Source organism: Streptosporangium lutulentum, assembly GCF_030811455.1.
GTDB classification, from domain to species: Bacteria; Actinomycetota; Actinomycetes; order Streptosporangiales; family Streptosporangiaceae; genus Streptosporangium; species Streptosporangium lutulentum.
Map to the genome: position 1 here is coordinate 151,213 of NZ_JAUSQU010000001.1, position 26,303 is coordinate 177,515.

At 71.3% G+C, this 26,303-nt stretch carries 24 protein-coding genes; 11 read left to right on the forward strand and 13 right to left on the reverse strand.

Features of this window, described 5'->3' with window-relative positions; translation table 11 throughout:
* Positions 1–2: 2 nt before the first annotated feature.
* Positions 3–542, reverse strand: a complete 540-nt coding sequence (locus J2853_RS00595; protein ID WP_307553788.1) for a beta-class carbonic anhydrase — start codon at positions 540–542, stop codon at positions 3–5.
* Between the two features lie 168 nt (positions 543–710).
* On the opposite strand from J2853_RS00595, the gene J2853_RS00600 reads away from it, so the two are divergent.
* Positions 711–1,028, forward strand: coding sequence for a hypothetical protein (locus J2853_RS00600; protein WP_307553790.1), 318 nt, complete (start codon positions 711–713; stop codon positions 1,026–1,028).
* A gap of 156 nt (positions 1,029–1,184) precedes the next feature.
* Positions 1,185–1,550, forward strand: coding sequence for a VOC family protein (locus J2853_RS00605; protein WP_307553792.1), 366 nt, complete (start codon positions 1,185–1,187; stop codon positions 1,548–1,550).
* Positions 1,551–1,555: 5 nt separating this feature from the next.
* Here J2853_RS00605 and J2853_RS00610 read toward each other — a convergent pair whose 3' ends face one another.
* Together J2853_RS00610 and J2853_RS00615 are read right to left on the reverse strand one after the other, a co-directional pair.
* Positions 1,556–4,057: a DNA gyrase/topoisomerase IV subunit A gene (locus J2853_RS00610; protein ID WP_307553794.1), complete on the reverse strand. Its 2,502-nt coding sequence runs from the start codon at positions 4,055–4,057 to the stop codon at positions 1,556–1,558.
* Between the two features lie 196 nt (positions 4,058–4,253).
* Positions 4,254–4,871: a GNAT family N-acetyltransferase gene (locus J2853_RS00615; protein WP_307553796.1), complete on the reverse strand. Its 618-nt coding sequence runs from the start codon at positions 4,869–4,871 to the stop codon at positions 4,254–4,256.
* A gap of 289 nt (positions 4,872–5,160) precedes the next feature.
* On the opposite strand from J2853_RS00615, the gene J2853_RS00620 reads away from it, so the two are divergent.
* Positions 5,161–7,230 carry a RecQ family ATP-dependent DNA helicase gene (locus J2853_RS00620; protein ID WP_307568545.1) on the forward strand — a complete coding sequence of 690 codons (2,070 nt, stop codon included), beginning with the start codon at positions 5,161–5,163 and terminating at the stop codon, positions 7,228–7,230.
* Positions 7,231–7,500: 270 nt separating this feature from the next.
* On the opposite strand, the gene J2853_RS00625 is transcribed toward J2853_RS00620, so the two are convergent.
* On the reverse strand, positions 7,501–7,878 hold the full coding sequence (locus J2853_RS00625) for a hypothetical protein (RefSeq protein ID WP_307553798.1): 378 nt from the start codon (positions 7,876–7,878) through the stop codon (positions 7,501–7,503).
* Positions 7,879–8,031: 153 nt separating this feature from the next.
* On the opposite strand from J2853_RS00625, the gene J2853_RS00630 reads away from it, so the two are divergent.
* The 3 genes from J2853_RS00630 to J2853_RS00640 all read left to right on the forward strand — a co-directional run bounded on the left by J2853_RS00630 (position 8,032) and on the right by J2853_RS00640 (position 9,751).
* The gene (locus J2853_RS00630) at positions 8,032–8,280 is read left to right on the forward strand and encodes a cupin domain-containing protein (protein WP_307553800.1); all 249 of its coding nucleotides are present in this window, start codon (positions 8,032–8,034) and stop codon (positions 8,278–8,280) included.
* Between the two features lie 186 nt (positions 8,281–8,466).
* On the forward strand, positions 8,467–9,102 hold the full coding sequence (locus J2853_RS00635) for a TetR/AcrR family transcriptional regulator (RefSeq protein ID WP_307553802.1): 636 nt from the start codon (positions 8,467–8,469) through the stop codon (positions 9,100–9,102).
* Positions 9,103–9,166: 64 nt separating this feature from the next.
* Positions 9,167–9,751: a DUF1707 SHOCT-like domain-containing protein gene (locus tag J2853_RS00640; protein ID WP_307553803.1), complete on the forward strand. Its 585-nt coding sequence runs from the start codon at positions 9,167–9,169 to the stop codon at positions 9,749–9,751.
* A 149-nt stretch (positions 9,752–9,900) separates the two neighbouring features.
* On the opposite strand, the gene J2853_RS00645 is transcribed toward J2853_RS00640, so the two are convergent.
* Positions 9,901–10,794: a carbohydrate kinase family protein gene (locus J2853_RS00645; RefSeq protein ID WP_307553805.1), complete on the reverse strand. Its 894-nt coding sequence runs from the start codon at positions 10,792–10,794 to the stop codon at positions 9,901–9,903.
* Between the two features lie 148 nt (positions 10,795–10,942).
* Here J2853_RS00645 and J2853_RS00650 point away from each other — a divergent pair, with 148 nt between their 5' ends.
* Positions 10,943–13,588 (forward strand): bifunctional acetate--CoA ligase family protein/GNAT family N-acetyltransferase, encoded by a 2,646-nt coding sequence (locus tag J2853_RS00650; RefSeq protein ID WP_307553808.1) that lies wholly within the window; start codon positions 10,943–10,945, stop codon positions 13,586–13,588.
* Here J2853_RS00650 and J2853_RS00655 read toward each other — a convergent pair.
* Positions 13,585–14,979, reverse strand: coding sequence for an L-type lectin family protein (locus J2853_RS00655; RefSeq protein WP_307553810.1), 1,395 nt, complete (start codon positions 14,977–14,979; stop codon positions 13,585–13,587). The two genes, J2853_RS00650 and J2853_RS00655, sit on opposite strands and share 4 nt — an antisense overlap.
* A 430-nt stretch (positions 14,980–15,409) precedes the next feature.
* Between J2853_RS00655 and J2853_RS00660 the strand changes: the two genes are divergently transcribed.
* Genes J2853_RS00660 through J2853_RS00670 form a run of 3 tightly spaced genes read left to right on the forward strand, consistent with a single transcriptional unit; the run spans position 15,410 to position 17,921 of the window.
* A complete protein-coding gene (locus J2853_RS00660) occupies positions 15,410–16,000 on the forward strand; it encodes a DUF5998 family protein (protein ID WP_089207763.1) in 591 nt (196 codons plus the stop codon).
* On the forward strand, positions 15,997–17,112 hold the full coding sequence (locus J2853_RS00665; protein WP_307553812.1) for an alkaline phosphatase family protein: 1,116 nt from the start codon (positions 15,997–15,999) through the stop codon (positions 17,110–17,112). Before J2853_RS00660 ends, J2853_RS00665 begins: the two co-directional genes overlap by 4 nt.
* Positions 17,109–17,921: a sulfurtransferase gene (locus tag J2853_RS00670; protein ID WP_307553815.1), complete on the forward strand. Its 813-nt coding sequence runs from the start codon at positions 17,109–17,111 to the stop codon at positions 17,919–17,921. The genes J2853_RS00665 and J2853_RS00670 overlap by 4 nt, the downstream gene beginning before the upstream one ends.
* On the opposite strand, the gene J2853_RS00675 is transcribed toward J2853_RS00670, so the two are convergent.
* The 4 genes from J2853_RS00675 to J2853_RS00690 form a co-directional block, all read right to left on the reverse strand.
* Complete coding sequence (locus J2853_RS00675) at positions 17,861–20,326, reverse strand: CHAT domain-containing protein (protein WP_307553817.1); 2,466 nt, start codon at positions 20,324–20,326, stop codon at positions 17,861–17,863. The genes J2853_RS00670 and J2853_RS00675 overlap by 61 nt on opposite strands.
* A gap of 11 nt (positions 20,327–20,337) precedes the next feature.
* The gene (locus J2853_RS00680) at positions 20,338–20,802 is read right to left on the reverse strand and encodes a hypothetical protein (protein WP_307553820.1); all 465 of its coding nucleotides are present in this window, start codon (positions 20,800–20,802) and stop codon (positions 20,338–20,340) included.
* The gene (locus J2853_RS00685) at positions 20,799–21,371 is read right to left on the reverse strand and encodes an RNA polymerase sigma factor (protein WP_307553822.1); all 573 of its coding nucleotides are present in this window, start codon (positions 21,369–21,371) and stop codon (positions 20,799–20,801) included. Before J2853_RS00685 ends, J2853_RS00680 begins: the two co-directional genes overlap by 4 nt.
* A gap of 61 nt (positions 21,372–21,432) precedes the next feature.
* Positions 21,433–22,485, reverse strand: coding sequence for a S8 family peptidase (locus tag J2853_RS00690; protein WP_307553824.1), 1,053 nt, complete (start codon positions 22,483–22,485; stop codon positions 21,433–21,435).
* A gap of 205 nt (positions 22,486–22,690) precedes the next feature.
* On the opposite strand from J2853_RS00690, the gene J2853_RS00695 reads away from it, so the two are divergent.
* Positions 22,691–23,185 carry a DUF3145 domain-containing protein gene (locus J2853_RS00695; protein WP_307553826.1) on the forward strand — a complete coding sequence of 165 codons (495 nt, stop codon included), beginning with the start codon at positions 22,691–22,693 and terminating at the stop codon, positions 23,183–23,185.
* 146 nt (positions 23,186–23,331) lie between these two features.
* Here J2853_RS00695 and J2853_RS00700 read toward each other — a convergent pair whose 3' ends face one another.
* Genes J2853_RS00700 through J2853_RS00710 form a run of 3 tightly spaced genes read right to left on the reverse strand, consistent with a single transcriptional unit; the run spans position 23,332 to position 26,291 of the window.
* The gene (locus J2853_RS00700; protein WP_307553828.1) at positions 23,332–24,753 is read right to left on the reverse strand and encodes an acyl-CoA carboxylase subunit beta; all 1,422 of its coding nucleotides are present in this window, start codon (positions 24,751–24,753) and stop codon (positions 23,332–23,334) included.
* Positions 24,754–24,766: 13 nt separating this feature from the next.
* Positions 24,767–25,999 (reverse strand): beta-ketoacyl-ACP synthase II, encoded by a 1,233-nt coding sequence (gene fabF / locus J2853_RS00705; RefSeq protein WP_307553831.1) that lies wholly within the window; start codon positions 25,997–25,999, stop codon positions 24,767–24,769.
* A 52-nt stretch (positions 26,000–26,051) separates the two neighbouring features.
* On the reverse strand, positions 26,052–26,291 hold the full coding sequence (locus tag J2853_RS00710) for an acyl carrier protein (protein WP_307553833.1): 240 nt from the start codon (positions 26,289–26,291) through the stop codon (positions 26,052–26,054).
* Between the last annotated feature and the right edge of the window lie 12 nt (positions 26,292–26,303).

Sequence of the window (26,303 nt, forward strand, 5' to 3'; positions counted from 1 at the left end):
GGTCATACCCCCGGCTCGTCGAGCTCGGGGGCGTGCTCGTGCTCCGTCCACATCGTGATCGGCATCAGCTTTCCGGTGCGCACGTCGTAGATCGCGCCGCCCACGGGCAGGTCCGCGGGCAGGAACGGGCTGGTCCCGATGCGCCGGAGGTCGTGAAGCAGGGCGGCGTTCTGATCCGGGACGGTGTGAAACTCCAGGCTCCGGGTGTCGACGCCGTGCTGGGCGGCGAGCTCGTGCACGTCCTCGTCGGTGGCCTTCGACATGCCGCAGTCGGTGTGCGGCATGACCAGAACGCGTTTCACGCCCAGCAGGTAGACGGCCAGGACGAGCGTCCGCAGGACGTCGTCGGTCACCCGGGCTCCGGCGTTACGCAGGATCTTGGCGTCGCCGGCCTTCAGGCCGAACAGCCCCAGCGGATCGATCCGCGAATCCATGCAGGTCACCACCGCTAGGCCACGGGCTGCCTTCCCGGTCAGCTCCGCGTCGGTGAATGCGGCGGAGAAGTCGTCGTTGGCCGCCAGCAGGTCGTCGAAGACATTCACGTGGGCACCTCATCGGTCAGCGGGATTGGCGAGACCAATAATCCAGTATGCCCGTTTCATGAAAATCTCCGGGTCCTCTTTACGCAATGCCTCCGTGAAGCCTCCACTGCCGATGTTCGCCGTGAGTGATGATTCTGTGACGCGAGGTGCTGGAGTGTGAAGAGGGTCATGAGCAGGACCGAATCCCTGGCCGACTATCTGCGTGACCAGGGCAGACGAAAGCTGGACCGGGTGGAGGCCGGAGACGGGGGGCGCAACGCCCGTTTCGCGCTGGCCCTCTTCGACGCGGCGGTCTACGCCCGCTCGCTGGCCGAGGATGACCTGTTCGTGGTCGCCCTCGTGGAGGCGGGGTGTTTTGGGCCGCACGGCTGTGAGGAGTTCCAGCCGACCGAGCAGGTCGCCCGGCTCGTCCGCCTCTGGGGGTCCGGTGAGCCCTGGCAGTTGCTGATGACGATCCGGTCCGCGCTCCAGGGCGCACTGACGTGATCGGGTGAGGGCCGCACCCGCGACGCCGGGGCGGGTGTCTCCGTGCGCCCCCGAGCCAAGGCGTTCTGTGCTCTGAGCCGACCGGCGCGAAATGTGGTTGAGACTTCCGGTGACACCGTCATAAGCTTTTTGGTGGTGTCACAACGTGGAGGAATCATGGCAATCGCTCGCATGCGGTCGGTCGTTCTTGACTGCCCCGACCCCAAACTCCTGGCCGCCTTCTACGGCGCGCTTCTGGGCTGGGAGATCACCGTCGTCGAGGACGACTGGGTGGTGATCTCCGATGGGAGCTCGGGAAGGCTCTGCTTCCAGCTGGTTCCGGACCACCGGCCGCCCGTCTGGCCCGGCGCCGACCGGCCCCAGCAGTTTCACCTCGACCTCACCGTGGACGACCTCGATGAGGCCGAAGGGGCCACGGTGGCGCTGGGTGCGACCAAACACCCGTACCAGCCGGGCGAGAAGGACGGTTTCCGCGTCTTTCTCGACCCGGCCGGGCATCCGTTCTGCCTCTGCGTGGATTGACGGTCCTAAGCGATCTCAGGGCTTTGTGAGGCCTCGGGGCCCTGTGCGGGTTCGTCGAAGGCGCCGATGGCTCCGCCGATGGCCGCCACGGTGTGGGTGAGCCTGACTCCGGAGCCGTCACGCCGGCCCAGCTCCTCGGGGAGCGGCACGGGCTTGCCGACGGCCGAGACCGCGCGGGCCGGACCCGGCCCCACCCAGGCCAGCAGCAGCACGTCTTCGCCCTTGAGGAACCGCTGGACTCGCACGCCGCCTGTGCCCCGGCCCTTGGCCGGATATTCGGTGAAGTCGGAGATCTTGGCTCCGCCGATCTGGGTGCCGGGCAGTGCGGTGGAGGATCCGGCGATCGTCACGACCTGCGACTCGCGCGTGGGATCGACCGCGCCGAACCAGATCACGGTGGCGGCGCCGTCGAGCCGTATGCCCGCCATGCCGCCCGCCGGACGGCCCTGCGGACGGACGATGGAGGCGGGGTAGCGCAGGAGCTGGGCCTCGGAGGTGACGAAGACCAGGTCATGATCCTCGCTGGTCAGCTCCACCGCCCCCACCACCGTGTCGCCGTCCTTGAGCCCGATGACCTCGAAGTCGTCGCGGTTGGCCGGGTAGTCGGGGACGACCCGCTTGACCACACCCTGTGCCGTGCCCAGCGCCAGGCCGGGCCCGTCGGGATCGAGCGAGCCGATGCCCACGACCGTTTCGCCCGGGTTGAAAGTGACGTATTCGGACACGGGATGCCCGCCGGACAGCGACGGCGGGTTGACCGACCGGGGCAGCGTCGGCAGGTCCACCACCTGGACCCGGATCATCCGGCCCTGGTTGGTGACCACGCCCACCTCGCCCCTGACGGTGCTTCTCACCGCGGAGATCAGCACGTCGTGGGACGAGCGCTCACCGTCGCCGGCCAGCGAGGAGGCGTCGGAGGTGCGGGCCAGAAGGCCGGTCGAGGAGAACAGCACCAGGCACGGGTCGTCGGGCACCTCCAGCGGCGCCGTGGCGTTCCTGGTGACGCCGGAGGACTCCAGCAGCACCGTGCGGCGAGGTGTGCCGAAGGTCTTGGAGACCTGGGCGAGCTCGTCGGAGACGACCTTGCGCAGCTTGTCGTCCGACGACAGGATCGCGGTCAGGTCGGCGATCTCCTCCTGCAGGACGCGCTTCTCGTTGTCCAGCTCCAGCTTGTCGAAGCGGGTCAGGCGACGCAGCGGGGTGTCGAGGATGTAGCCGGCCTGGATCTCCGAGAGCTCGAAGACCTCCATCAGGCGCTCGCGGGCCTGGGCGGAGTTCTCCGAGGAACGGATGACCTGGATGACCTCGTCGATGTTGAGCAGGGCGATGACGAGGCCGTCGACCAGGTGCAGACGCTCCTCGCGCCTGCGGCGGCGGTAGGAGGAGCGGCGGCGGACCACGTTGATGCGGTGGTCCACGTAGACCTGGAGCAACTCGCGCAGGCCCAGCGTGCGCGGCTGGCCGTCGACCAGTGCCACGTTGTTGATGCCGAAGGTCTCCTCCATCGGCGTCAGCCGGTAGAGCTCCTCCAGCACGGCCTCGGGGATGAAGCCGTTCTTGATCTCGATGACCAGGCTGAGGCCCTTGTGCCGGTCGCTGAGGTCCTTGAGGTCGGAGATGCCCTGGAGCTTCTTGGCGGTGACCAGCTCCCTGATCTTGGTGACCACGCGCTCGGGGCCGACGTTGAACGGCAACTCGGTGACGATGATGCCCTTGCGTCGCGGGCTCACCTGCTCCACGGTGCACTTGGCGCGCATCCGGAAGGTGCCCCGCCCCTTGGTGTACGCGTCGCGGATGCCGTCCAGGCCGATGATCGTGCCACCGGTGGGCAGATCGGGCCCCGGCACGAACCGCATCAGGTCGTCGAGCGTCGCGTCAGGCTTCTTGATCAGGTGACGTGCGGCGGCGACGACCTCGACGAGGTTGTGCGGCGCCATGTTGGTCGCCATGCCGACCGCGATGCCGGTGGCCCCGTTGACCAGCAGGTTCGGGAAAGCCGACGGCATGACCGTGGGCTCGGTCTCCTGGCCGTCGTAGTTGGGCTTGAAGTCGACGGTGTCCTCGTCGATCGACTGCACCATCGCCATGGCCGCGGCGGCCAGACGGGCCTCGGTGTAGCGCATCGCGGCGGGCAGGTCGTCGGGGGAGCCGAAGTTGCCGTGCCCGTCGATCAGCGGAAGCCGCATCGAGAACGGCTGCGCCATGCGGACCAGCGCGTCGTAGATGGCGGTGTCGCCGTGCGGGTGCAGCTTGCCCATCACGTCGCCGACGACTCGCGAGGATTTGACGTGCCCCCGGTCGGGGCGCAGACCCATCTCGCTCATGGAGTAGAGGATGCGGCGCTGTACGGGTTTGAGGCCGTCCCTGGCATCGGGCAGCGCGCGCTGATAGATGACCGAGTATGCGTATTCGAGGAAGCTGGTGCGCATCTCGGTGGAAACGTCGATGTCGACGATCCGCTCCTCGAAGCCCTCGTCAGTCGGGGGTGTGGTCGTCCGTCGAGCCATCTGATTTCCTGCGCGGGCACCTCGGCCTTCAAGCCGGGGGGAAGCGCATCCTCCTTCTGTCTGCGTGGTGTAGCCGTAGCCGTCGGCTCTGGAGGAGCGTCAGGCCGGGAAGGAATGACCGAACATTATGCCGAGACTCGATACCATACCCAGGGCACCCGACACTTCGAGGCCGTCCGCGGGCGCATCGCCCGGGCTATCGGCGATCGGACGGGGCGTCGGACGCACGAGCCGGTCGCGGGCCGGCCCCGGGCCAGGGCCCGGGAGTCGCGCCCTCGTGCAGATCCCCGGGAACATTCATCTTACTGTCGTAGATCCGGAATCCACGTGCCTGGTAGTTGGCGAGCGCCACCGGGCCGTCGAGGGAGCAGGTGTGCAGCCACACCCGCCGGGTCGGCTCCCGGTCCGGCCGGTGCCCGGCGATGTCCCAGGCGCGGGCCGTGACGGACTCGAGCAGGTGCCCGCCCACGCCCTTGCCGATCGCCCATGGCAGGAGGCCGAAACAGGTGATCTCAACCGTCGCGTCGTCCTGAGCCATCAACTCGGCGTATCCGGCCGGGGTGCCGCGGTGGTAGGCCACCCAGGTCTCCACGCCGCGGTCCAGCCAGTCCGCCCACCTCTGCCAGGTCCACGGTAGCCGACTGGTCCAGTTCCATTCTCCGCCGACGGCCGTGTAGAGGAACCGGCTGAACTCGGGCGAGGGCACTTCGGAGAGCACGACGCCGATCTCGATCGAGGGTTGCTTGGCGGTGAGCAGGTCGGTGCGTGAGGTCTGTTCGAGGTACCAGGTGGTGACGTCCATAATGAGATGCATCAAACCACGGCGCGGAACTCGGCCGGTCCCTCCGTGCCCGCGAAGACTCGCGAAGGCCCGCGAAGGCCCGCGAAGGCCCGCGAAGGCCCGCGAAGGCCCGCGAAGGCCCGCGAAGGCCCGCGAAGGCCCGCGAAGGCCGGCGGAAGACAGGGGCGGCCGGCGGAAGACGCGGCTCCTCGCCCGGAACGGCCCGGATCACCCCATGCGATGCCGTCGCGTCCTCCGCATACCGTAGTCGTGGGAAATAGTCACCGGGACCTGGTACCAATGACCGGTGAGCGAAGAGCAGATGCTGCGAGAAGAGGCCGAAGAGCGACTGCGCGCGCTCGCCGGGGAGCACGCCCGGCTGCGTGAGGACCAGTGGGCGGCCATCAAGGCGCTGGTCATGGACCGGAGCAGGGTGCTCGTGGTGCAGCGCACGGGCTGGGGCAAGTCGGCCGTCTACTTCATCGCCACCGCGCTCCTGCGCGAGCTGGGCGAGGGGCCGACCGTCATCGTGTCGCCGCTGCTGGCCCTGATGCGCAACCAGATCGCCGCCGCCGAGCGGGCCGGGATCAACGCGGTGACGATCAACTCGGCCAATCCCGAAGACTGGGAGCAGATCTACAACCAGGTCGCCGAGGGCACGATCGACGTGCTGCTGGTCAGCCCCGAGCGGCTCAACAACCCCGACTTCCGCGACCAGGTGCTGCCCGAGCTGGCCGAGAGCGCGGGCCTGATCGTGGTGGACGAGGCGCACTGCATCTCCGACTGGGGTCACGACTTCCGCCCGGACTACCGGCGGCTGCGCACCCTGTTCGAGGAGCTCTCGGAGGGTGTGCCGATCCTGGCCACCACCGCCACGGCCAATGCCCGGGTCACCCGCGACGTCGCCGAGCAGATGGGCGAGGAGACGCTCGTCCTGCGCGGGGCGCTGGAGCGCGAGAGCCTCCACCTCGGGGTCGTGCGCCTGCGCGGCGCCGAGCAGCGCCTGGCCTGGCTCGCCCAGACGCTGCACGAGCTCCCCGGTTCGGGGATCATCTACACGCTCACCGTGGCCGCGGCCCAGGAGATCGCCGCCTACCTGCGCGAGCAGGGTCACGAGGTGGCCGCCTACTCCGGGCAGACCGAGCAGGCCGAGCGGCTCGCCGCCGAGCAGGCGCTGCTCGACAACAAGATCAAGGCGTTGGTCGCCACCTCGGCGCTGGGGATGGGATACGACAAGCCCGACCTCGGCTTTGTCATTCACATCGGCGCGCCGCCGTCCCCCGTGGCCTACTACCAGCAGGTCGGCCGGGCCGGTCGTGGGGTGGAACGGGCCGAGGTGATCCTGCTGCCCGGTGCGGAGGACCGCGAGATCTGGGCCTACTTCGCGTCGCTGGCCTTCCCGTCCGAGCCGGTCGTGCGATCCGTGCTCGCCGCCCTGGAGGAGGGGGGAGTGCTGTCCACGGCCGCCTTGGAGAACCGGGTGGACCTCAGCCGGAGCCGGCTGGAGACCATGCTCAAGGTCCTCGACGTGGACGGCGCGGTGCGCAGGGTCAAGGGCGGCTGGGAGGCGACCGGCGAGCCGTGGGACTACGACGCCGACCGCTACGCCCGGGTCGCCGCCGAGCGCGAGTCCGAGCAGAAGGCCATGCTCGACTACCTCGACACGACCGGGTGCCGCGAGGAGTTCCTCCGCCACCGCCTGGACGACGACGCCGCCAAACCGTGCGGGCGCTGCGACAACTGCACCGGGGCGCACCGCTCGCCGGAGGTCGAGGCGCGGGCCGTGGAGCGCGCGGCCGAGCGTCTGCAGCGGCCGGGAGTGGAGATCGAGGCGCGCAAGCAGTGGCCGACAGGGCTGACCGACCTCAAGGGCCGGATCAAGCCCGAGCTGGGGGCCGAGCCCGGCAGGGTCCTGGGCCGCCTCACCGACATCGGCTGGGGCAACCGCCTGAGAGGCCTTCTCGCCGACGGCGCCCCCGACGGCCCGATCCCCGACGACGTCTTCGCCGCTGTGATCAAGGTGTTGTCGTCCTGGGAGTGGTCACAGCGCCCGGTCGGCGTGGTCGCGGTGCCCTCGGGCAGCCGGCCCCAGCTGGTCCGCAGCCTGGCCGAACGGCTGGCCCAGGTCGGACGCCTGTCCTACCTGGGTGATCTGGGTTACCGGTCGGGCCGGCCGGGACGGCAGTTCAACAGCGCTCAGCGGGTCCAGGCCATCCGGTCCACCCTCGCCATGCCCGCCGCACTGGGGGCGGCCGTCGCCGCCGCGGGCGGTCCGGTCCTGCTGGTCGACGACCGGGTCGACACCGGCTGGACCATGACGCTGGGGGCGGCCATGCTGCGCCACGCCGGAGCCCCTGCCGTCCTGCCGCTCGCCCTCGCGGTCACCAGCTAGTCCCGCATTCCGCACGTGACCCCGATCGACCTGGGACGACTACCCGCGGCGATGCGGCGCGTGCGGAAAACGGAACCGGTGTCGTAGCGGCTTGAGGCTGCTCCGTCCTGTGGTGATACGCCGATCAAGGTCCGCGGTCCCGTACCGGCGACCCGGCCATGACGGAGCGTCGAGCGCGCTGCCCCTGCACCGCCATCGCCGCCGGTGCGGTGACCCGCCTCAGCGGGTCGTAACCGTTCCACGCGTGCGCGAGACGGCCTGCCGCTTCGGTCAGGTCGTCCGGCGGGGCGAGGAAGTGGATGCGCACGAAGTCCCGGCTTCCCCCGGAGGCGTCGAGGCCGTTCCCCGGCAGCACAGGGCGACGACCGTCTCGGACGCGCGGATCCAGCCGATCCGCAGGCCACTCCACACGCTCTTGCTGAGCGAGCCGACCGTGATGGCGTTCGCGTGAGCGGCCAGCGGGGGCGGTCGCTCCTCACCGGGGAACCCGAGGTCGGCGGCGAGGGCGCGATCGGTCGGCAGGGGCATGCCCGGCGGCAGGTCGCCGTCGTCGATCAGCCTGCGGAGTCGCGCCGCCGGCAGCACGTCCAGCGGGCCGCGCCCCGAGGACCACCTGCCCAGTCGCTCGCTCAGGCTGACTGGTTCCATAGCCGAACCAATTATGCCGCATTGGCTCTGGGAACGTCCTTCTCAAGACCGAAGGATGGACCACATGAGGACACAACACGAGACGGTTCCCGTCTCGATCGAAGAGATCATCCGGTCTTTCACGGGCCCTGGCAGCCCCGTGACGTGGCACGGGTGAACGATGCCGTGGTGCGGGTCGCCCGGCTCGAAGGCGAGTTCCCCTGGCACCACCACGACGAGGACGAACTCTTCCTCTGCTGGGACGGCACGTTCCGCCTCGACCTGGAAGGGCTGGAGCCGGTCACGCTCGGCCCCGGTGACATCTTCGTCGTGCCCCGAGGGCTCCGTCACCGCCCCGTGGCCGAGCGGGCCGCGCACACCATCATGGTCGAACGCCCCGAGACGAAGCAGTACGGCAACTAGCGCGTCTTATGAATCGTGTTCGCCGTGAGCGCCGTCCGGGTCCGTGCATCGCAAGGTGGAGGAGGGAGGCGGCCAGGTTCGGCGAGGTGCGTGCCTGAGCGTCGCGTAACAGAACGTGGACTGTAAGACATGTCCCCGGGCTCAACGACGGCGGCCTGTTGTTCAACGGACAATAGGCTGCCGTTCATGACACCCAGACGGCGCAGGCGCAGTCCCGAGGAATCGCGCGCGGAGCTGCTGGCGGCGGCGGCCCGGCTGGTCGGAGAACGAGGTCCGGACGATGTCAGCCTGAGACAGATCGCCGAGGCCGCCGGTGTCGCCCATGGGCTCGTGACCCACTACTTCGGCACCTATGCCGCCCTGGTCCGCGAGGTGTTGACGGCCGAGAACGATCGCATCGAGGAGCGGGTGCGCGAGCGGATCCGGGCCGAGCAGGGCGTCCCGACCGCGGCGGGGATCATGGGAGTGCTGTTCGACACCCTGGCGGACGAGCGCTACCTGCGTCTGTTCGTCTGGGCCCAGATGCACGCCGACTACCGGGGAGCCGCACGGCCGGAGCTGGTGGAGCTGATCGACGCGATCGAGGCCGGGATCCGCGCCGCACTGGCGGGACGGCCCGTTCCGAGCCGGTCCCGCATCGAGGCGGTGGCGCTGGTCGGGCTGTCGGCGGCGTACGGGTTCGCCATCGGCGGGCAGTCGTGGCTGGCGGGTATGGGACATGATCCCGGCGATCCGGCGCACGAGGCGGAGTTCCGTGTCCAACTGGCCACGATGTTGGGGGTCTACATGGTGGAGGAATCCGGGCTGGAACCCGCCGGATGACCTATTCTCCACTTGGAGAATAGGATGTCGTCGGTCACGCTGATCGAACAGACAGGACTGACGCATGGTTGAGCATTCCGGCCCCTCGGCAGACCAGCAGGTTCGAGCCTCCGACAAGGACCGTGACCATGCGGCCGAACGGCTGCAGGTGGCCGCCGCCGAGGGACGGATCGAGCTGGGCGAGCTGGACCAGCGGCTCGCCGAGGTCTACGGGGCCAAGACCCGGGGCGAGCTGGAGCGCGCGGGCCGCGATCTTCCCGAGCCCGGCCGCACGGACACGCTGGTGGTGACAGACGAGCCCAGCTCCCGCTTCGCGATGAGTGTGTTCGGCTGGTTCACCCGTACGGGTCAGTGGGTCGCCCCGCGCGAGTTCACGTCGTTGTCGATGTTCGGCGGCGGCGAGATCGACCTGCGTGACGCCCGCTTCACCGGCCACGAGATCCGGGTCCGTGCCTTCGCCCTCTGGGGTTACACGGAGGTCGTCGTTCCCGACGACGTCGAAGTCGAGGTCAGGGGCTTCGGCCTGTTCGGGGTGTTCGACAGGAGCGCCGCCCGCAGGAGGCGGGGGGCACCGCGGATCGTCATCAGCGGCCTTGCCCTGTTCGGCGGCGTCGGCACGAAGGCCAAGACGGCACGGAAAGTGTCCTGACCATGAACCGGGCACCGGTGTTCCGCTGTCGTCGCGCCGGCGGACACAGCCGGTGACGAGGGCGCCCCGCTCGGCGTTGCCGACAGAGAGGACGGCCGGGTCGCCCGGCCCGGAACCCGCGCGGAAACCCGGGCCCGGAGCGTCGGTGATCAGAGGCGGGGGCGGGCACCCAGGTGGGAGATGGCCCTGGAGGCCAGGTGACAGCCGTTGGCGAGGGCTTCCGCCGGGGGCTTGCCGCCGAGCCACGGGGGAAGGAAGCCCGCGGTGAAGGCGTCGCCGGCGCCGGTGCCGTCGACCACACGCTCAACGGTCTTGGCGGGAACCGTGATCGGCTCGGGACGGTTGTTGGTGTACCACAGCGCGCCCTCGTCGTTGAGCTTGATGACGACCTGAGGGAACCAGGCGGTGAGGACCTTCGCCGCGGCGGACGGATCGTCGCGGCCGGTCAGGACCTTGGCCTGGTCGACGTTGGCGAACAGCAGCTTGGCGCTCTGGGTCCATTCGAGGAACGGCTCGGCCCCGGTGCGCTCCAGGGGAGCGGAGGAGGAGCAGTCGACCGAGACGGACATCCCGGCGCGGCGGGCCATGTCCAGGGCGGCGAGACCCGCGTCGCGAGAGCCCTCGTTGATCAGGGTGTAGCCCGACAGGTGCAGGTGACCGGCCTGGGAGAACAGGTCGCGGGGCAGGTCCTCGGGGGACAGCGCCGCGTTCGCGCCCGGGTCGGACAGCATGGTGCGCTCGCCCTTGTGGGTGACGAGCACCACGCAGGTGCCGGTCGGCCGCTCGGGATCCATGACGAGGCGGGCGTCGACGCCGTAGCCCATCAGCTCCATGTCGCGGTTACGCCCGGTGATATCGGCGCCGCGACGTCCGATGAAAGCCACTTCGGTGCCCTCGACGGCAAGCCAGGAGGCGATGTTGGCCCCCGAACCACCGCCGTGCATGGTGACGATCGCCGGTGTGTCGCTGGCTCTGGCCAGCGGGTAGCGAGCCCGCGCGACCGCGTCGGTCATGAGATCGCCCACCACGACCACCCGCGTCATGATGTCACCACCTTGCTGCCTTCGATGCTGACGTGCCTCTAGCCGCGAAAAACTTAACAGCTTCGGGCAAGCGTATGGGGTCAGGATCGGACACCGGGCCATAGTCGATGCACAAGCGTTGCGTGAACCTGCACGGCTGATCAGTCATATGGGATTCGCGTCTACTCTCGGGTCTGTGGAGGCTACTCAGTATCCCGCTCACTGGGAGGCGGACGTCGTCCTATCGGACGGCGGTACCGCTCATGTACGCCCGATTCGGCCCGCCGACGCCGACCGGTTGCGTTCCTTCTACTCCCGGCTGTCCGACGAGTCGATCTACTTCCGTTTCTTCGGGCCGAGACCTCGGCTCTCGGATCGGGAGATCACCTGGTTCACCAACGTCGACTACGTGGACCGGGTCGCGCTCATCGCGACGATCGGCACGGAGATGGTGGCGGTGATCCGCTACGACCGGATCGAGCCGGGAGAGGCGGAGGTGGCCTTTCTCGTCGAGGACGCGCACCAGGGCCGGGGGGTCGCCTCGGTTCTGCTGGAACATCTGGCCGCGACCGCCAGGGAACGGGGGATCTCCCGGTTCGTCGCCGACGTGCTGCCCGCGAACCAGAAGATGATGGCCGTCCTCAAACAGGTCGGCTACACCGCGCAGAGCCGTTTCGCCGACGGAGTGGTCCGGATGACCCTCGACCTCGCCCCGACCGACACCGCACAGGAGGTGACCACCTCCCGCGAGCACCGGGCCGAGTCCCGCTCGATCGAGCGACTGCTCTCCCCGGGGTCGGTGGCGGTCGTCGGAGCGGGCCGGGAGCCGGGCGGCGTCGGCCAGACCGTGCTGCGCAACCTGCTCGGCGCCGACTTCACCGGTCCCGTCTACCCCGTGCACCGCGAGGCCCGGGCCGTCGCGGGGGTGCGGGCCTACCCGAGCGTGACGGCCATCGACGGCGAGGTGGACCTCGCCGTGCTCGCCGTACCCGCCGACGGGGTGATCGACGTGGTGAAGGAGTGCGCGGAGAAGGGGGTGCGCGGGCTGATCGTGGTCTCCTCGGGGTTCGGCGAGACGGGCCCCGAGGGGCGGGACAGGCAGGACGAGCTGGTCCGCATCGCCCGTGCGTACGGCCTGCGCGTCGTCGGCCCGAACTGCCTGGGCATCGCCAACACCGACCCGGCGGTGCGGCTGAACGCCACGCTCGCCGCGACCGTCCCCGGGCGCGGGCGGGTGGGCTTCTTCAGCCAGTCCGGCGCGCTGGGCACCGCGCTGCTGCAGCGGGTGGCCCAGCGCGGGATGGGCATCTCCTCGTTCGTGTCGGCGGGCAACCGGGCCGACGTCTCGGGCAACGACCTGCTCCAGTACTGGGAGGAGGATCCGCAGACCGACGTGATCCTGCTCTACCTGGAGTCGCTGGGAAACCCCCGCAAGTTCGCCCGCCTCGCGCGGCGGATCTCACGGCGCAAGCCGATCGTGGTCGTCAAGAGCGGCGGCACCACCCAGGGGGTGCCCATCGGCCACGCCGCACCCGTGCTGCGCCTGCCGGACAGCGTGCTCAGCTCGTTGTTCGAGCAGGCCGGGGTGATCAGGGTCGACGACCTGATCCAGCAGTTCGACGTGGCCCAGCTCCTGGCCTACCAGCCGCTGCCCGCCGGGCCCAGGGTCGGTTTGGTGAGCAACTCCGACGCGCTGGCGCTGCTCGCGGTGGACGCCTGCGTGAGCGTGGGGCTGGAGCCCGAGCCGCCGGTCAACCTCGGCGCGCGGGCGGGAGCCGCGGAGTTCGGCACGGCCCTGGCCTCGCTGATCCCGGACGTCGACGCGGTGATCGCGATCTACATGCCGCCCATCCCCGGCGGGGCCGCCGAGGTCGCCGCCGAGTTGCTGAGGGTCTCCCAAGACTGCGGCAAGCCGGTGCTGGCCACCTTCGAGGGGCAGATCGGCATGCCGCGGGAGCTGCGGGTCGGCGCCGCCCCCGAGAAGGGGTCGATCCCCTCCTACGCGGCGCCGGAGGAGGCGGTCCGGGCGCTGGCCCACGTCGTACGGCACGCCCGCTGGCTGGAGCGGCCCGCGGGAGCGCGAGAGCAGATCGAGGGCGTCGACACCGCCGCGGCACGGCGGCTGGTGGCGGCGAGGCTGGACGAGGTCCCCGCCGAGATCGACGCCTCCGAGCTGCTCGCCTGTTACGGGCTGACGGTGTGGCCCGCCGAGGTGGTGGACTCGCCCGAGGAGGCCGTCGCGGCGGCTGAACGGCTGGGCCGGCCGGTGGTGCTGAAGGCCGCCGATCCCGAGGCGGCCAAGCGGGCGGGGACCGTGCGCCTGGGGCTCTCCGGCGCGGACGGGGTGCGTGGCGCCTTCGCCGATCTGACGCGGCAGCTCGGGCCCGGCGCGGCGCTCGCGGTGCAGCGGATGGTCCCGCAGCCCGCGGTGCCGACCGTGATCAGGGTTCTGGAGGATCCCGGGTTCGGCGCGGTGGTGTCCTTCGGGCTGGGCGAGGTCACCGCGCGGCTGCTGCGCGACGAGGCCTACCGCCTCGCCCCGCTGACCAGGCAGGACGCCGCGGCGCTGGTGAGGTCGCCGCGTGCCGCGCCGCTGCTCTTCGGCGAGTACGGTTACCCGCCGGTCGCGGTCGAGGCGCTGGAGGATCTGCTGATCCGCCTCGGGCAGCTGGCGGAGGACCTGCCCGAGGTGGTGAGGATCGACCTCGACCCGGTGCTGGTGGGGAAGTCCGAGGTGATCGTGCTGGGGGCGCGTGCCGTACTGAGCAGCCCTCGGAGGCCACGACCCGACGGCGGCCCGCGCCGCCTCGGCTAGAGGGTGGGACAGCCTTCTCCCAGGCAGGCGACCGGGCCGGTGGCCGTGCCGGTGGCCGGGCCGGCGGGCGCGACTGTGACCGTGCCGGCGACGGTGTTGTTCAGGGGGTCGATCTCGGCGTCGGGATCCGCCGTGACCTGAACGGCCCTGCCCGAGGCGGTCAGCGTGCCCGAGGCGTCCGCCGCCACGTTCATGAGCACGGTGATTCGCGGCAGCGAGGTGCCGGGGGCGGCCTCTTCGGAGGTGTCACAGGTGACCCACTGGCCCGAGGTGTCACACGTCCAGCCGTCGCCCGAGGCCGTCGTGGGGGTCAGGCCCGAGGGGAGGTGGTAGGTGACCTCGGTCGGCTGGTCGATCCAGCCGTAGCCGGGAGCGGCGTCGGCGTCGAGGAAGGACGTGCCGGTGCCGCCCGCCGTGAGCGGGCCGCCGTATCCGGTCCGGAGGACCAGGTCGGCGTCACGGGTGCGGATCTCCACGTTGGAGATCTCGTGGACGGAGGTCGCGTAGCCGGTGGAGGAGGCGAACCCGATCCTGACGTTGTCCGGCAGCGCGCTCTGGCCCGGCAGCCTTCTGAGGTCGAGTTTCGAGATCACGGTCTCGTACGGCCCGTCGTTGTGATGACGGATGAGGACGTCCATGCGGCTGTCGGCGCCGATGCCGACCAGGACGTGCCGCCTGGCGTATTTGCGGGTGCCCGCCTCCGGCGTGTCCAGCGGGTGGTTGAGCCGGCTGCCGGCCGCGTAGGCGTAGCCCGCGGACTCCGAACCTCGGACCACGACGCTGTTGGGCCTGGCGCAGACGTTGCCCCCCGTCGCCGGGCAGCCCGCCGGGCCGCCGGCGCCCGCCCAGCGCGGGTTGGAGAAGTTGCCGAACTGGTCGAAGCCGACGCCGGCGAACGCGCCGGTCAGGCCCCTGTAACCGAGCGCGCCGCCGGGCTCGCCGGCCGTGGCCTGCTTGCGTGCGGCGTCCACGACGTAGAACGAGATGCCGTCACCGGCCCGGGAGCCGTTGCCGTCGGTGTACTTCCTCCCGCCCCACATGTACATGTCGAACTCGACCGTCAGACCGCGGCCGGTCGGGATCTTCCTGGCGAGCAGGAGCGAGGCGGTCTCAGGTCCGGTGCCGTCGGTGAGCCGGAGGGCGCCCCTGCCCGCGCGGTCGTACGGACCCTCGGCGCAGGCCGGGAGAGAGCCGGGAGGCGCCGGCGAGACGGCGGCGGTGAGGCACGGTGCGCGGCCGCTTTCCGGACTGCTCGACTTCCAGAGTCCGGCCGGTGTCGACGCGCCGTGGAACCCCTCCGCGTAAAGCTCCGAATAGAGCTCCGCCGCGGAGGCCGGCGGGGTCGGGGCCACGAGGGCGATGCCCGCGACGGTCGCCGTGAGGGTCGCCATGACAAGCGTGAAGCCGATGCGTCGTACCCTCCTGGGCCGTCTGTGCGAACGCAGACGTCCATGAGTCATAATTACTCATCCCCCGTTTTCGCTATTTTTTTCACCATTTCTATTTCCGGAGTGGCGGAGAGCGTCCCCGTCCATGCGGGACATCCGCCGAATCCACGCGGGAGCGCGGCACTCGCCGGCCGTTACAGGTGCGCCGGACGTGCCGCCGCCACTACTGTCGGTAGCCCCAAAAAGGCCGAGGCAAACTGGTCCGAATCAAAAGGCGCGGCGTCGAGCGGGTATGTAATTAAGCGTCGGCCGCCTGAGTAACCGCTTATCGGGAGCAATAGTCACTACCGGGACCGGGTCACGATTTGCCCCGGTAGCGAAACCTCACGCGCTCCAGGCGAAAGCGCTGCTCCAGACAGGGCAGGATGGACCCATGAGGGAAACCCGACTCTCGGCCGCCGGCCTGCGTGACGCCATCGACCGCAGTGGCTACTATCCGGACCTGGTCGCCGACGCCGTCGAATCCGCGTTGGGCAAGGAGCAAGTGGGCGCCTACGTGGTGCACCACGAGGCCACCTTCGACCCGGCCATGGAAGTGCGCAGACACGTCACCGTGCTGGTGCTCTCGCCCACTCGGCTGCTCGTCTGCCACACCGACGAGCATCCGCCCGTGGAGGGGGTCTCGGCGTCCCACGCGTCCACGACCACCGAGGCCGTGCGCCTCAGCCGGATCCAGTCGGTCGCGGTCACCCGCGTCGTCCCCGATCCGGCCTCCTACGTGCCGGGCGTGCCGCCCACGGAGGTCACGCTCACCATCGGCTGGGGAGCCATCTCCCACGTCGATCTGGAACCGGCGACCTGCGGCGACGAGAACTGCGAGGCCGACCACGGATACACCGGCGCCATCACGGCCGACGACCTCTCCCTGCGGGTGAGCGAGGCGGCCGACGGACCAGAGGCCGTCTCCCACGTGCTGGCCTTCGCCAAGGCGCTGTCGGAGGCCACCGCCCGCGCCGCGTCGTGAAGCCCCTGATCCCCGCGTACGGCGCGGCCTCGCTCGCGGACCTGTCCTCCTCGTTGCTCGCCGCGGTCGGGGTGAGAGGGGAGAACCCCCTGGATCTCGCCCCGGCCGAGCGGGTCGTGCTGTTCCTCGTCGACGGCATGGGCGCCGAACTGCTCCGCGCCCACCCGCAGACGGCGCCGTTCCTGTCCGCGCAGCAGGGCGGGGTGCTCACCGCGGGCTTCCCGGCCACCACCGTGACCAGCCTGGGCTCGCTCGGCACCGGCGTGCCCCCCGGCGAGCACGGCATGCTCGGCTACCAGCTCGCGGTGCCCGGCGCCGGGCACCTGCTCAACTGCCTGCGCTGGACCACCCCGGGCCCGCCGGTCGATCCCGACGTGTGGCAGCCCACCCCGACCGTCTACGAGCGCGCCGCGGCGGCCGGAGTCCCCATCAGCTACGTCGGCCCCGCCAAGTTCGAGACCAGCGGATTCAACCGGGCCGTCTACCGCGGCGTGAAGTTCGTCGGCGCCGACACGATCGACGAGCGGGTCGAGGGAGTCCGCCGGGCGCTGGCCGAGCCCCGCGCCCACGTGTCGGTCTACTACGGCGATCTCGACTCCACGGGCCACGTGACCGGCTGGGGCACCGAGGCGTGGCTCGCCCAGCTCGCCACGGTCGACCTCATGGCCGAGCGACTGGCCGCCACACTCCCGCCCGGCGCGGCGATGTACGTCACCGCCGACCACGGCATGGTCAACGTCACCGAGCGGGTCGACGTCGACGCCATCCTCGCGCTGCGCGAGGGTGTCGCGCTGCTCGGCGGTGACACCAGGGCCCGGCACGTCTACGCCGCTCCCGGCGCCGCCGGTGCCGTCCTCGACATCTGGCGCGACATCCTGGCCGGAACGGCGTGGGTGGTCTCCCGGCAGGAGGCGGTCGAGTCCGGCTGGTTCGGGCCGCGGGTCCGTCCCGAATGGCTGCCCAGGATCGGCGACGTCCTCGCCGTGCCGTACACCGACTGCGCCATCGTCGCCTCGGTCGCCGAACCGATCGAGGCGACGTTCATCGGCTGTCACGGCTCGCTGACCCCCGCCGAGCAGTACGTTCCCTTGCTGGAGGTAAGCACCAGATGAGCCCGCTGATCACCCCTTCCGAACTGGCCGGCCTGCCCGAGGCGACGATCCTTGACGTGCGGTGGAAGCTCGGCGGGCCGCCCGGGATCGACGCCTACCGCGAGGAGCACATCCCCGGCGCGGTCTTCTGCGATCTCGAGGCCGACCTCGCCGCCCCGCCGGGACCTCGGGGCCGCCACCCCCTGCCCTCCGCCGAGTCCTTCCAGGAGGCGGCGCGCCGCCTCGGGGTGTCCGGCTCCCGGACCGTCGTCGTCTACGACGGAGCCGACTCCAGCGCCGCCGCCCGTGCCTGGTGGACCCTGCGTTACTTCGGCCACCCCGACGTCCGGGTCCTCGACGGCGGGCTGCGCGCATGGATCTCGCAGGGCCTGCCGCTCTCCAAGGGCGAGGAGGACGCGGCGCCCGGTGACTTCGTCGCGCGACCGGGTGGGATGCCGGTGCTCGACGCGGCGCGGGCCATGAAGCTCGCCGCCGACGGGGTGCTGCTGGACGCCCGCGCCGCCGAGCGTTACCGGGGCGAGGTCGAGCCGATCGACCCCGTCGCCGGTCACATCCCCGGCGCGGTGAGCGCCCCCACCGGCGACAACGTCGATCCGTCCGGGCGCTTTCATCTGCCCGACTTCCTCCGCGAACGGTTCAACACCCTCGGCGCGGTTCGCGGCGTGGAGGTCGGCGCCTACTGCGGCTCCGGGGTGACGGCCGCCCACGAGGTGCTGGCTCTGGAGGTGGCCGGCATTCCGGCCGCCCTCTACGTCGGATCCTGGTCCAACTGGGTGGCCGACCCCTCGCGGCCGGTCGCCATCGGCTGACCTCCGTACCCGAAGCAGACGAAACCGGCCGTCCTGGTCTTCGCGCTCGCCATGGTCAGGGCCTGGGCGGGAGGGTGCCCGGCGGCCAGCAGCCCGTGGAAGACCGTCATCAGGGCCAGGGTCTCCTCATCACGCACCGGCACCAGGCTGGCCACCACGCACTGCGACCCGAGCGACAGGAACGTGCCCGCCAGCCCCAGCGGGGCCCCGTCCGCGGGGGCGTGCGCCATCCCCGCGTCGCACGCGGACAGCACCACCAGCCGGGGCGGCGTGCGCAGCCGCAGCAGGTCATAGGCCATCAGCGGGCCGTCGTCGAGGTGGATGCTGGACAGCAGCGGGCTGCGAGGGGAGAACACCCCGTGGGTGGCCAGGTGCGCGATCTCGGCTCGGTCGAGCGCCTCGGTCACCTCCGCGCGCCGCGCCACCACCCGTTCCGTCCCCGGGTGGCACACGCCGACCATGCGCGCCTCGGCCTCGGCGTATCGCAGCTCGGGACCCGCCACCGCCACGATCCTCCCGTTCGGCACGGCCCGCGTCCGGGATCCGGCCAGCCAGGTCGCGGCGCTGGCGGCCACGGTCACCGGACGGTCGGCGTTCATCGGCAGGAGGGGCCAGGGCAGGGTGTGCAGCGTTCCCGTCGGCACGATCACCAGTGGCCGGTCGCCCAGCGGGTCGCCACGGCCGGCGGAACGGCTCCGCCGCTCGCGCAGCGGGCCGAAGAGCAACCGCTCCAGCTCCGCCGCCTCTCCGGCCGGTTCGGACGCCCTCCCGTCGAGCAGGTGCGTCCTGCGCAGGCCGTACCGGAGGCGGACCGTGGCCTCGGCGACGGCCGTGAAAGGACCCAGACGGCGGAGCACGACGCGATCGGGGGTGACCGCCACCGCGACCAGCTCGTCGCCGTGACGGACGAACTCCACCAGGACCCGGTCCCCGAGCGCGGCCCGAAGCTCGTCCAGGTCGGGTGCGACCGGCTGCCCGGTGCCTCCGACGACCGCCCGCCACCGCTCGGTCCAGGCCAGGAGCGTACGGCCCCGCCCGGTCTCCAGGGCGAGGGCCAGCCCCAGTTCGGCCAGCGGCTCGCCTTCCCTGACGGCGTGCGCGCGCACCATCGGGTTCTCGAACGCCTTCGCCGCGGCGCCCACCTCCGCGAGCCCGGACCGCACCGCCGCGAACGCCCCGCGCCGGTCTCCCGCCAGCGCCCGCCGCAGCGCCGTCGCCTGACGGGTCACCACGCCCCGGCCGCGGCAGGCGAGACGGCCGAGCTGGTCGTCCGCGGCGGCGAGGTCGCCCAGCTGGAGGGAGACCTCGGCGGAGGTGAACCTGAGCGCCGCCGACGCGTTCGAATGGCCCGCGGCGGCGAGGGCGTCCACGCACGCGAGCATCTCGGCGAGCAGCTCCCCGGACGGCGGTTCCAGCATGAGCCGGGCCCGCAGCAGGATCTCGACGGCGAGCGGAGTCAGGGTCGTCCGGCCCTGGGCGGCCAGTCCGGCCGCGGCCAGCGCCGCGCTCTCCCGGGCGCGGCGCGGGTCGCCGGTGCGCAGCTCGACCCGGGCACGCAGGAGACGGGCCTCCGACAGGGCCACCTCCGCGCCCGCCGCGATCAGCTCGGGCACCGCGAGGTCGAGCAGCACCCGCGCCTCACCGGGCAGGTGAGCGGCGATCAGCGCCTCGGCCAGGTCGCAGCGCATCGTGGCCAGCCGTTCCGGATAGCCGAACAGGCTGCTCTCCGCGCGCCGGTAGGCGGTGAACGCGGTGAGCAGGTCGCCGCGCCGCGCCGCCAGAAACGGCAGGTTGCCCTCGGCGAGCGTGAGCACGTGGTCCAGGCCCGCCGCCCTCGCCAGCTCCGCGCATCGGGTGAGGTCCGTCTCGGCGGCCTCGAACTCCCCGAGGAAGGCCCGGGCGAGCCCCCGGTTCAGCATCGCTCCGGCCAGGAACCGGGCGTCCTCGCCGAGGAGGTCCACGGCGCGGTCACAGTGCTCGGCGGCCTCGCGGTGGCGGCCGAGCCTGCCCAGGGCCACCGCCCGGTGAACGTCGAGCTTGGCCACCTCGACGGGGGTGAGATGGGGTTCGGCGTCCGCGGCGAGGGCCAGGGCCTGCTCGGGGTGGCCGAGCTCGGTGCGGACGTGGACCAGCGACAGCCGTGCCTGGGCGGCGCGGTGGGGCAGGTTCGCGGAGACCGCGACGCTCACGGCCCGGTGCAGGTGCTCCTCGGCCAGCGGCAGGTCGCCCAGCTCGCGGGCGGCCACCGCCAGGGCCCGGTGCGCCACCGCCGCGGCCTCACGGTGAGGGCCGGTCGAGGGCACGGAGTCGAGCACGCCGCGGGCGAGTGCCCGGGCCCGCGCCGGATCGCTGCCGGAGAGGTCCATCGCGTGCTCGGCGGCCGCGATCGCGTCGTCGGGAGCCACTCGGAAGCCGCCTACGGGCGAATCCTGGTCCAGCTGGTGGCCACCGGGGCGTGCTCGGGCCGGTGACACACCACGCTGAACCAGCCGGGAGGCAGCCCGGTGACGGCGAACTGGCCCGTGGGGGAGAGCTCACGCGACTGGGTGAGGTGCAGGGTGCGGATCTCGACCAGCGTGCCCGCCTCGGGGCAGGGGGACACCTGGCCGGCCAGGTCGACCAGGCCGTCCAGGGAGGTGACCTCGAGCTCCACCGTCAGCTCGGCGGCGGCGAACCTGAGCAGCCGGGTCTCCTCGGAGGATCGGACGCCGCTCGGGGCGGGTGTGGCCACCGGCCGGGCCGTGGCGGCGCCGGGCAACCGGAGGCCGAAGACCGCGCGGGCGGCGTCCGAGACGTGGGCGGGAACCGGGTCGTGCCCGGCCGCCAGGCGCAGTGCGGCTATCAGGGACTCGTCGTCGATCGTCGGGGGATGTCGGGTCACGGTGTCGCCTCCCGGGCGGTGAGCATGGTGCGTAATCGATTCAGGCAGCGGCCCCGGGTGGGGCCGTAGCTGCCGCTGGGCATGTCCAGGCGCCCGGCCAGCTGATGGACGCCCGCGTCGGGGGCCGTGGCCATCAGCCGGAACAGCGACCGGCACGGCTCGTGCATCTCCTCGACGGCCTGCCACAGGCGGCGGCCCTCGTCGGCGGTCAGCACGGTGAGCGCCGGATCGGAGTGGACATGCCCGGCGTCGGCAGGGTCGAAGCGAGCATGCTCGGCGTCGCCGGGGTCGGCGATCAACCGCTCGCCCCGGTTCCGCCTGCTCAGGAGGAGCGCCTCGCGCTTGGCCGTGGTGAACAGCCAGGGACCGATCCGGTCCGGGTCACGGATGGTGTGCAGGCTCTCGACCAGCCGCAGCCAGGTTCCCTGCACCGCGTCGGCGGAGTCCGCCGGGCTCAGGCCGTAGGCGCGGACCGCCGACCACAGCAGACCCGTGAACCGGGCGACCAGCACGTCCCAGGCCGCCTGATCGCCTGTCAGCGCGGCGTCGACCGTGTGCTGGTCACTCACCGGCACCTCCGAGACCACATAGAACACGTTGCGTGTTCGGGCGAAGACTTTGGGTGAGACTTTAGCTCGGCGTGGGCACCACGACCCCCAAATCGGGGATTTGGCGGGCTCTCAGGGGGTCGAGGACGTGTTTCGCCGCGTCCGCGGGCGACCGGGTCCTGGCCGCCGCCGCGATGGCCCCGCTGACCAGAGCCGTCGCGAAGGAGGTCCCGCTCCAGCGCGCGTAGCCCCTGAACGCTCCGTGCCTCAGGAAGGTGCTCGTCAGCCACTCGCCCCGCGCGCACGCGTCGACCCAGTGGCCGTGTGCGGAGAACGGCGCCCTGGCCTCCTCCGCCGCGTCCAGCGCCCCGACGGCGACGACCCTGGGTGAGGCCGCCGGCCAGAACGGCCGGTCGGAGGCCGTGTTGCCCGCGCAGGCCACCACGACGGTGCCGGTCAGCTCCGCCAGCGCCGTCTCCACCAGCGGGGAGGGGCGGTCGTCGAAGGTGTGCCCGCCGAAGGAGAGGTTGAGCACCTGGGGCCTCTCGCCCCTGACCCGGGCCAGGACGCGCAGGAGTCCCGCCTCGTCCCCGATCCCGCGGCCGTCCAGCACCCTGAGCGGGCGCACCCGTGCCCCGGGGGCCGACCGCAGGACCAGTCCGGCGATGAAGGTGCCGTGCCCCGCCTGGACGTCCAGCTCGCCGTCGCCGTCCGTGTCGGGCACCTCGGCGGCCTCGCGCCGCTGCTCGAGGAACCACGGGTCCTCCTGCCACCAGGGGTGCGCGGCCAGGCCGGTGTCGGCCAGGGCCACCGTCACGCCGCTCTCGCCGGGCTCGGGCGCCGCGAGGGGGGAGGCGGGAAAGGGGCGGGAGGCCGGGCCGCCGAAGTAGAGCGGCTGGCCCATCAGGACGTGGTTGGGGGAGACGCGGTGGCCCCTGCCGCGGACCTCCGTCACCAGCTCGCAGACGTCGACGCCCGGTGAGAGCCGTATGCGGAAGATCCCGTCGGCCTCGGACACGGCGGCGGTCCATCGGGCGACGGCCTCCATGCCGGCGGCGTCGGTCAGCAACTGGCTTCTTCTGATCAGAGCCGGCGCTCCGGGCACGGGCTCCACCCGCTTGATGTCGGCGTCCATCTGGTCCTCCGGGGTCGATCACCAGCTCGCTGGGAGTTGTTCCTTCCCGAGGATGTACCGGTCAAGTGCCGGTCTTGCAACATCTCGGTATGACCCCCCTCTGGTGCGACGTCGCAACCGACGGTAGTCTCTCCTTCAGTCACTTGTGATCATCCGGGGACGAGGCCGTTGGGGAAGGCGCACCTCGTACGAAACGGGAGGTCCGGTGTCTGCTCGTGGCGTGCTTTACGTCCACTCAGCTCAGCCTGCGCTGTGCCCTCATATCGAATGGGCGGTCGCAGGTGTCCTTGGCGTGCCCGTAGACCTGACCTGGACTCCACAGCCCGCCGCGCCCGGCCACGTGCGCGCGCAGGCCGAGTGGGAAGCTCGCGAGGGAACCGCGGCGGCCATCACCTCGTCGTTGATGGGCTGGCAGCGGATCCGCTTCGAGATCACCGAAGACGCCTCCCCGGGTGCCGACGGGTCCCGGCACGCCTACACCCCGAGCCTTGGCGCCTTCACGGCGGTCATCGGGGCGAACGGCGACATCCTCGTGCCCGAGGACCGGCTGCGCTCCGCCATGTTGATGGCACGGCAGGGCCGGGTGGTGCTGGAGGACGAGCTGGACCGTCTGCTCGGCAAACAGTGGGACGCCGAGCTCGAGTCGTTCCGCTATGCGGGAGAGGGGGCTCCGGTCCGCTGGCTGCACGCCGCCGTCTGAGCCGGCGACCCGCCGGGCGTACGGTGCCGGCCGGGTTCGCCGGGCCGGGCCTGTCTATCAGCCTGGAACGTTCCATTGCCCATTCTGGGCCGGAAACCGGGAGAGCCCCCGCCGGTATGGACCGGCGAGGGCTCCCAAGGAGAGGATCAGAGCGGGATGTTGCCGTGGGCGCCGCGCGCCGGGGTCGCCTGGGCCAGGACCTTGGCGATGGCGCCGCGAGTCTCCTCGGGCTTGATGACCTCGTCCACCACGCCGAGTTCGATGGCCCGGTCGAGCCCGCCGGCGAGGATCTCGTGCTCCTCGGCGAGCTTGGTCTCCAGGGCCGCGCGGTCCTCGTCGGACGCGGCGGCGAGTTCGCGGCGCTTCAGGATGCGGACCGCCGCGACCGCGCCCATGACCGCGATCTGGGTGGTCGGCCAGCCGAAGACCTTGGTCGCGCCCAGCGAGCGGGAGTTCATGGCGATGTAGGCGCCGCCGTACGCCTTGCGGGTCACCAGGGTGATCCGCGGCACGGAGGCCTCGGCGAAGGCGTGCAGGAGCTTGGCGCCGCGGCGCACCACGCCGTCGTGCTCCTGGCCGACGCCGGGAAGGTAGCCGGGGACGTCCACCAGGACGACCAGCGGCACCCCGAGGGCATCGCACATGCGGACGAACCGTGCGGCCTTCTCGGCGGAGGTGGAGTCGAGACAGCCGCCCAGGCGCATCGGGTTGTTGGCGATCACGCCCACGGTCCGGCCCCCGAGGCGGCCAAGCGTGGTCACGATGTTCGGCGCCCACTTGGCGTGCAGCTCCACGCCCGGCTCGTCGAGCAGGCCGTTGACGAGCGGCTTCACGTCGTAGGCGCGGCGCACGTTCTCCGGCAGCAGGCCGGAGAAGTCGGCCTCCTCGACCTCGGTGCGGACCCGGCCCTGGTGACCGAGAAGGACCGCCAGGCGCCGGGCCTGGACGTAGGCGTCGGTCTCGGTCTTGGTGACCACGTGGACGACGCCGCTGCGCTTGCTGTGGGGCTCGGGGCCGCCGAGGGCGGCCATGTCGATCTGCTCGCCGGTGACGCTGCGGACCACGTCCGGGCCGGTGACGAAGATGCGGCCCTCGTCCGCCAGGATCACGATGTCGGTCAGGGCCGGGCCGTACGCGGCGCCGCCGGCCGCGGGGCCGACCACCACGGACAGCTGCGGGATCACGCCGGAGGCGCGGGTCATGGCGGCGAAGACGCGGCCGACCGCGTGCAGCGACTCGACGCCCTCCGCGAGCCGGGCGCCCCCGGAGTGCCACACGCCGATGATCGGAACTCGCTCGCGGACCGCGATGTCGTAGGCGTGCACGATGTGCTCGCAGCCCTCGCTGCCCATCGCGCCGCCCTGGACGCGGGGGTCGCTGAGGAACGCCACGACCGGCACGCCTTCGACCCGGCCCATCGCGGAGAGGATGCCGCTGCGGTCCACAGGAGAGATCAGCCGGAACGAACCCTCGTCGAGCAGGGCCGCGAGACGCACCTGGGGATCACGAGGATCCGCGACCTCCTGGTCGGAGGCGTCGCTCACCACCCTGTTGTCGAGCACCGTCATCGTGAGCTCCCTGTCAGATGCTGGTGAAGGCCACGGCGACGTCGTGCCCGCCGAACCCGAAAGAGTTGTTGATCGCGGCGATCTGACCGTCGGGCAGCTTGCGCGGCTCGCCGCGCACGATGTCCACCTCGATGCCGTCGTCGAGATCATCGATGTTGATCGTTCCGGGGGCGATCCGCTCGTGCAGCGCGAGGATGGTGAACACCGACTCGATGCCGCCGGCGCCGCCGAGCAGGTGGCCGGTCATCGACTTGGTACCGCTGACCAGCGGGTGGTCGCCGATGACCTCCTTGATCGCGATGGTCTCCACCACGTCACCCGCGGGGGTGGAGGTGGCGTGCGCGTTCACGTGCTTGACGTCCTGGCCGGTGATGCCGGCGTTCTGCAGGACGCGGCGCATGGCCAGCATGACTCCGGCCCCGGTCGGCTCCGGCTGGGCGATGTGGTGGGCGTCGGCCGAGTAGCCGACACCGGCGGCGACTCCGTAGATCGTGGCGCCGCGTGCCAGGGCATGCTCCTCGGACTCCAGCACGACGATGCCAGCGCCCTCGCCGAGGACGAACCCGTCACGGTTCTTGTCCCACGGCCGCGAGGCGCGCAGCGGTTCGTCGTTACGGGTCGACATGGCGCGCATGGCGGCGAAGGAACCGATGTTCAGCGGGTGGATGGCGGCCTCGGTGCCGCCGGCCACGACCACGTCGGCCCGGCCGGAACGGATCATCTCGATGGCGTAGCCGATCGACTCGGCGCCGGTGGCGCAGGCGCTCACGGTGGCGTGCACGCCGGCTCGGGCGCCGATCTCGATGCCGATCCAGCCCGCCGCGCCGTTCGGCATCAGCATGGGCACGGTGTACGGAGAGAGCCGCTTCCAGCCCTTCTCCTTGAAGGTGTCGTAGGCGTCGAGGATCGTGGTGATGCCACCGATGCCGCTGCCCACGACCACGCCGAGGCGCTCGGCGTCGACCTTCTCGATCGCGGCATGCGCCCAGGCCTCGCGCGCCGCGATCAGTGCGAACTGCTCGGCGCGGTCGAGCCGCCGCGACTCCGGCCGGGGCAGCACCTCGGTCGGATCCACGGCGACACGGGCGGCGAACTTGACGGGGACGGAATCGACCCAGTCTTCGGTGAGGTTGCGAACCCCAGACTGACCGGCGAGGAGCGCCGACCAGGATGAGGCGACGTCTCCACCGAGGGGCGTTGTCGCGCCGAGCCCGGTGACGACGACACGTACCTGGTCTGTACTCACGTTCTACGCTCCTTGTGAATCGCGGGTCAGGGTTGGGAAGTTCTCGGACGTCTCAGTTCTGGATGAAGGTGATGACGTCTTTGACGGTCTTGAGGTGCTTCAGCTGGTCGTCCGGGATCTCGACGCCGAACTCGTCCTGGGCGGCGACGGCGATCTCGACCATGGACAGCGAGTCGATGTCCAGGTCGTCCACGAAGCTCTTCTCCGGGGTGACCTCGGAGGCCGGGATACCGGTGATCTCGTTGATGATCTTGCCGACGCCAGCGAGGATCTCCTGCTCGGTCAGGGCCATGTCGCGTGTTCT

Bases quoted from the DNA above. Each gene is read 5' to 3' on its own strand.
- J2853_RS00635 (WP_307553802.1), top strand. From the start codon at position 8,467: ATGACACCCAGACGGCGCAGGCGCAGTCCCGAGGAATCGCGCGCGGAG.
- J2853_RS00655 (WP_307553810.1), bottom strand. From the start codon at position 14,979: ATGGCGACCCTCACGGCGACCGTCGCGGGCATCGCCCTCGTGGCCCCG.
- J2853_RS00615 (WP_307553796.1), bottom strand. From the start codon at position 4,871: ATGCATCTCATTATGGACGTCACCACCTGGTACCTCGAACAGACCTCA.
- J2853_RS00710 (WP_307553833.1), bottom strand. From the start codon at position 26,291: ATGGCCCTGACCGAGCAGGAGATCCTCGCTGGCGTCGGCAAGATCATC.
- J2853_RS00610 (WP_307553794.1), bottom strand. From the start codon at position 4,057: ATGGCTCGACGGACGACCACACCCCCGACTGACGAGGGCTTCGAGGAG.
- J2853_RS00605 (WP_307553792.1), top strand. From the start codon at position 1,185: ATGGCAATCGCTCGCATGCGGTCGGTCGTTCTTGACTGCCCCGACCCC.
- J2853_RS00620 (WP_307568545.1), top strand. From the start codon at position 5,161: ATGCTGCGAGAAGAGGCCGAAGAGCGACTGCGCGCGCTCGCCGGGGAG.
- J2853_RS00650 (WP_307553808.1), top strand. From the start codon at position 10,943: ATGGGATTCGCGTCTACTCTCGGGTCTGTGGAGGCTACTCAGTATCCC.
- J2853_RS00690 (WP_307553824.1), bottom strand. From the start codon at position 22,485: ATGGACGCCGACATCAAGCGGGTGGAGCCCGTGCCCGGAGCGCCGGCT.
- J2853_RS00660 (WP_089207763.1), top strand. From the start codon at position 15,410: ATGAGGGAAACCCGACTCTCGGCCGCCGGCCTGCGTGACGCCATCGAC.
- J2853_RS00700 (WP_307553828.1), bottom strand. From the start codon at position 24,753: ATGACGGTGCTCGACAACAGGGTGGTGAGCGACGCCTCCGACCAGGAG.
- J2853_RS00625 (WP_307553798.1), bottom strand. From the start codon at position 7,878: ATGGAACCAGTCAGCCTGAGCGAGCGACTGGGCAGGTGGTCCTCGGGG.
- J2853_RS00600 (WP_307553790.1), top strand. From the start codon at position 711: ATGAGCAGGACCGAATCCCTGGCCGACTATCTGCGTGACCAGGGCAGA.
- J2853_RS00645 (WP_307553805.1), bottom strand. From the start codon at position 10,794: ATGACGCGGGTGGTCGTGGTGGGCGATCTCATGACCGACGCGGTCGCG.
- J2853_RS00640 (WP_307553803.1), top strand. From the start codon at position 9,167: ATGGTTGAGCATTCCGGCCCCTCGGCAGACCAGCAGGTTCGAGCCTCC.
- J2853_RS00670 (WP_307553815.1), top strand. From the start codon at position 17,109: ATGAGCCCGCTGATCACCCCTTCCGAACTGGCCGGCCTGCCCGAGGCG.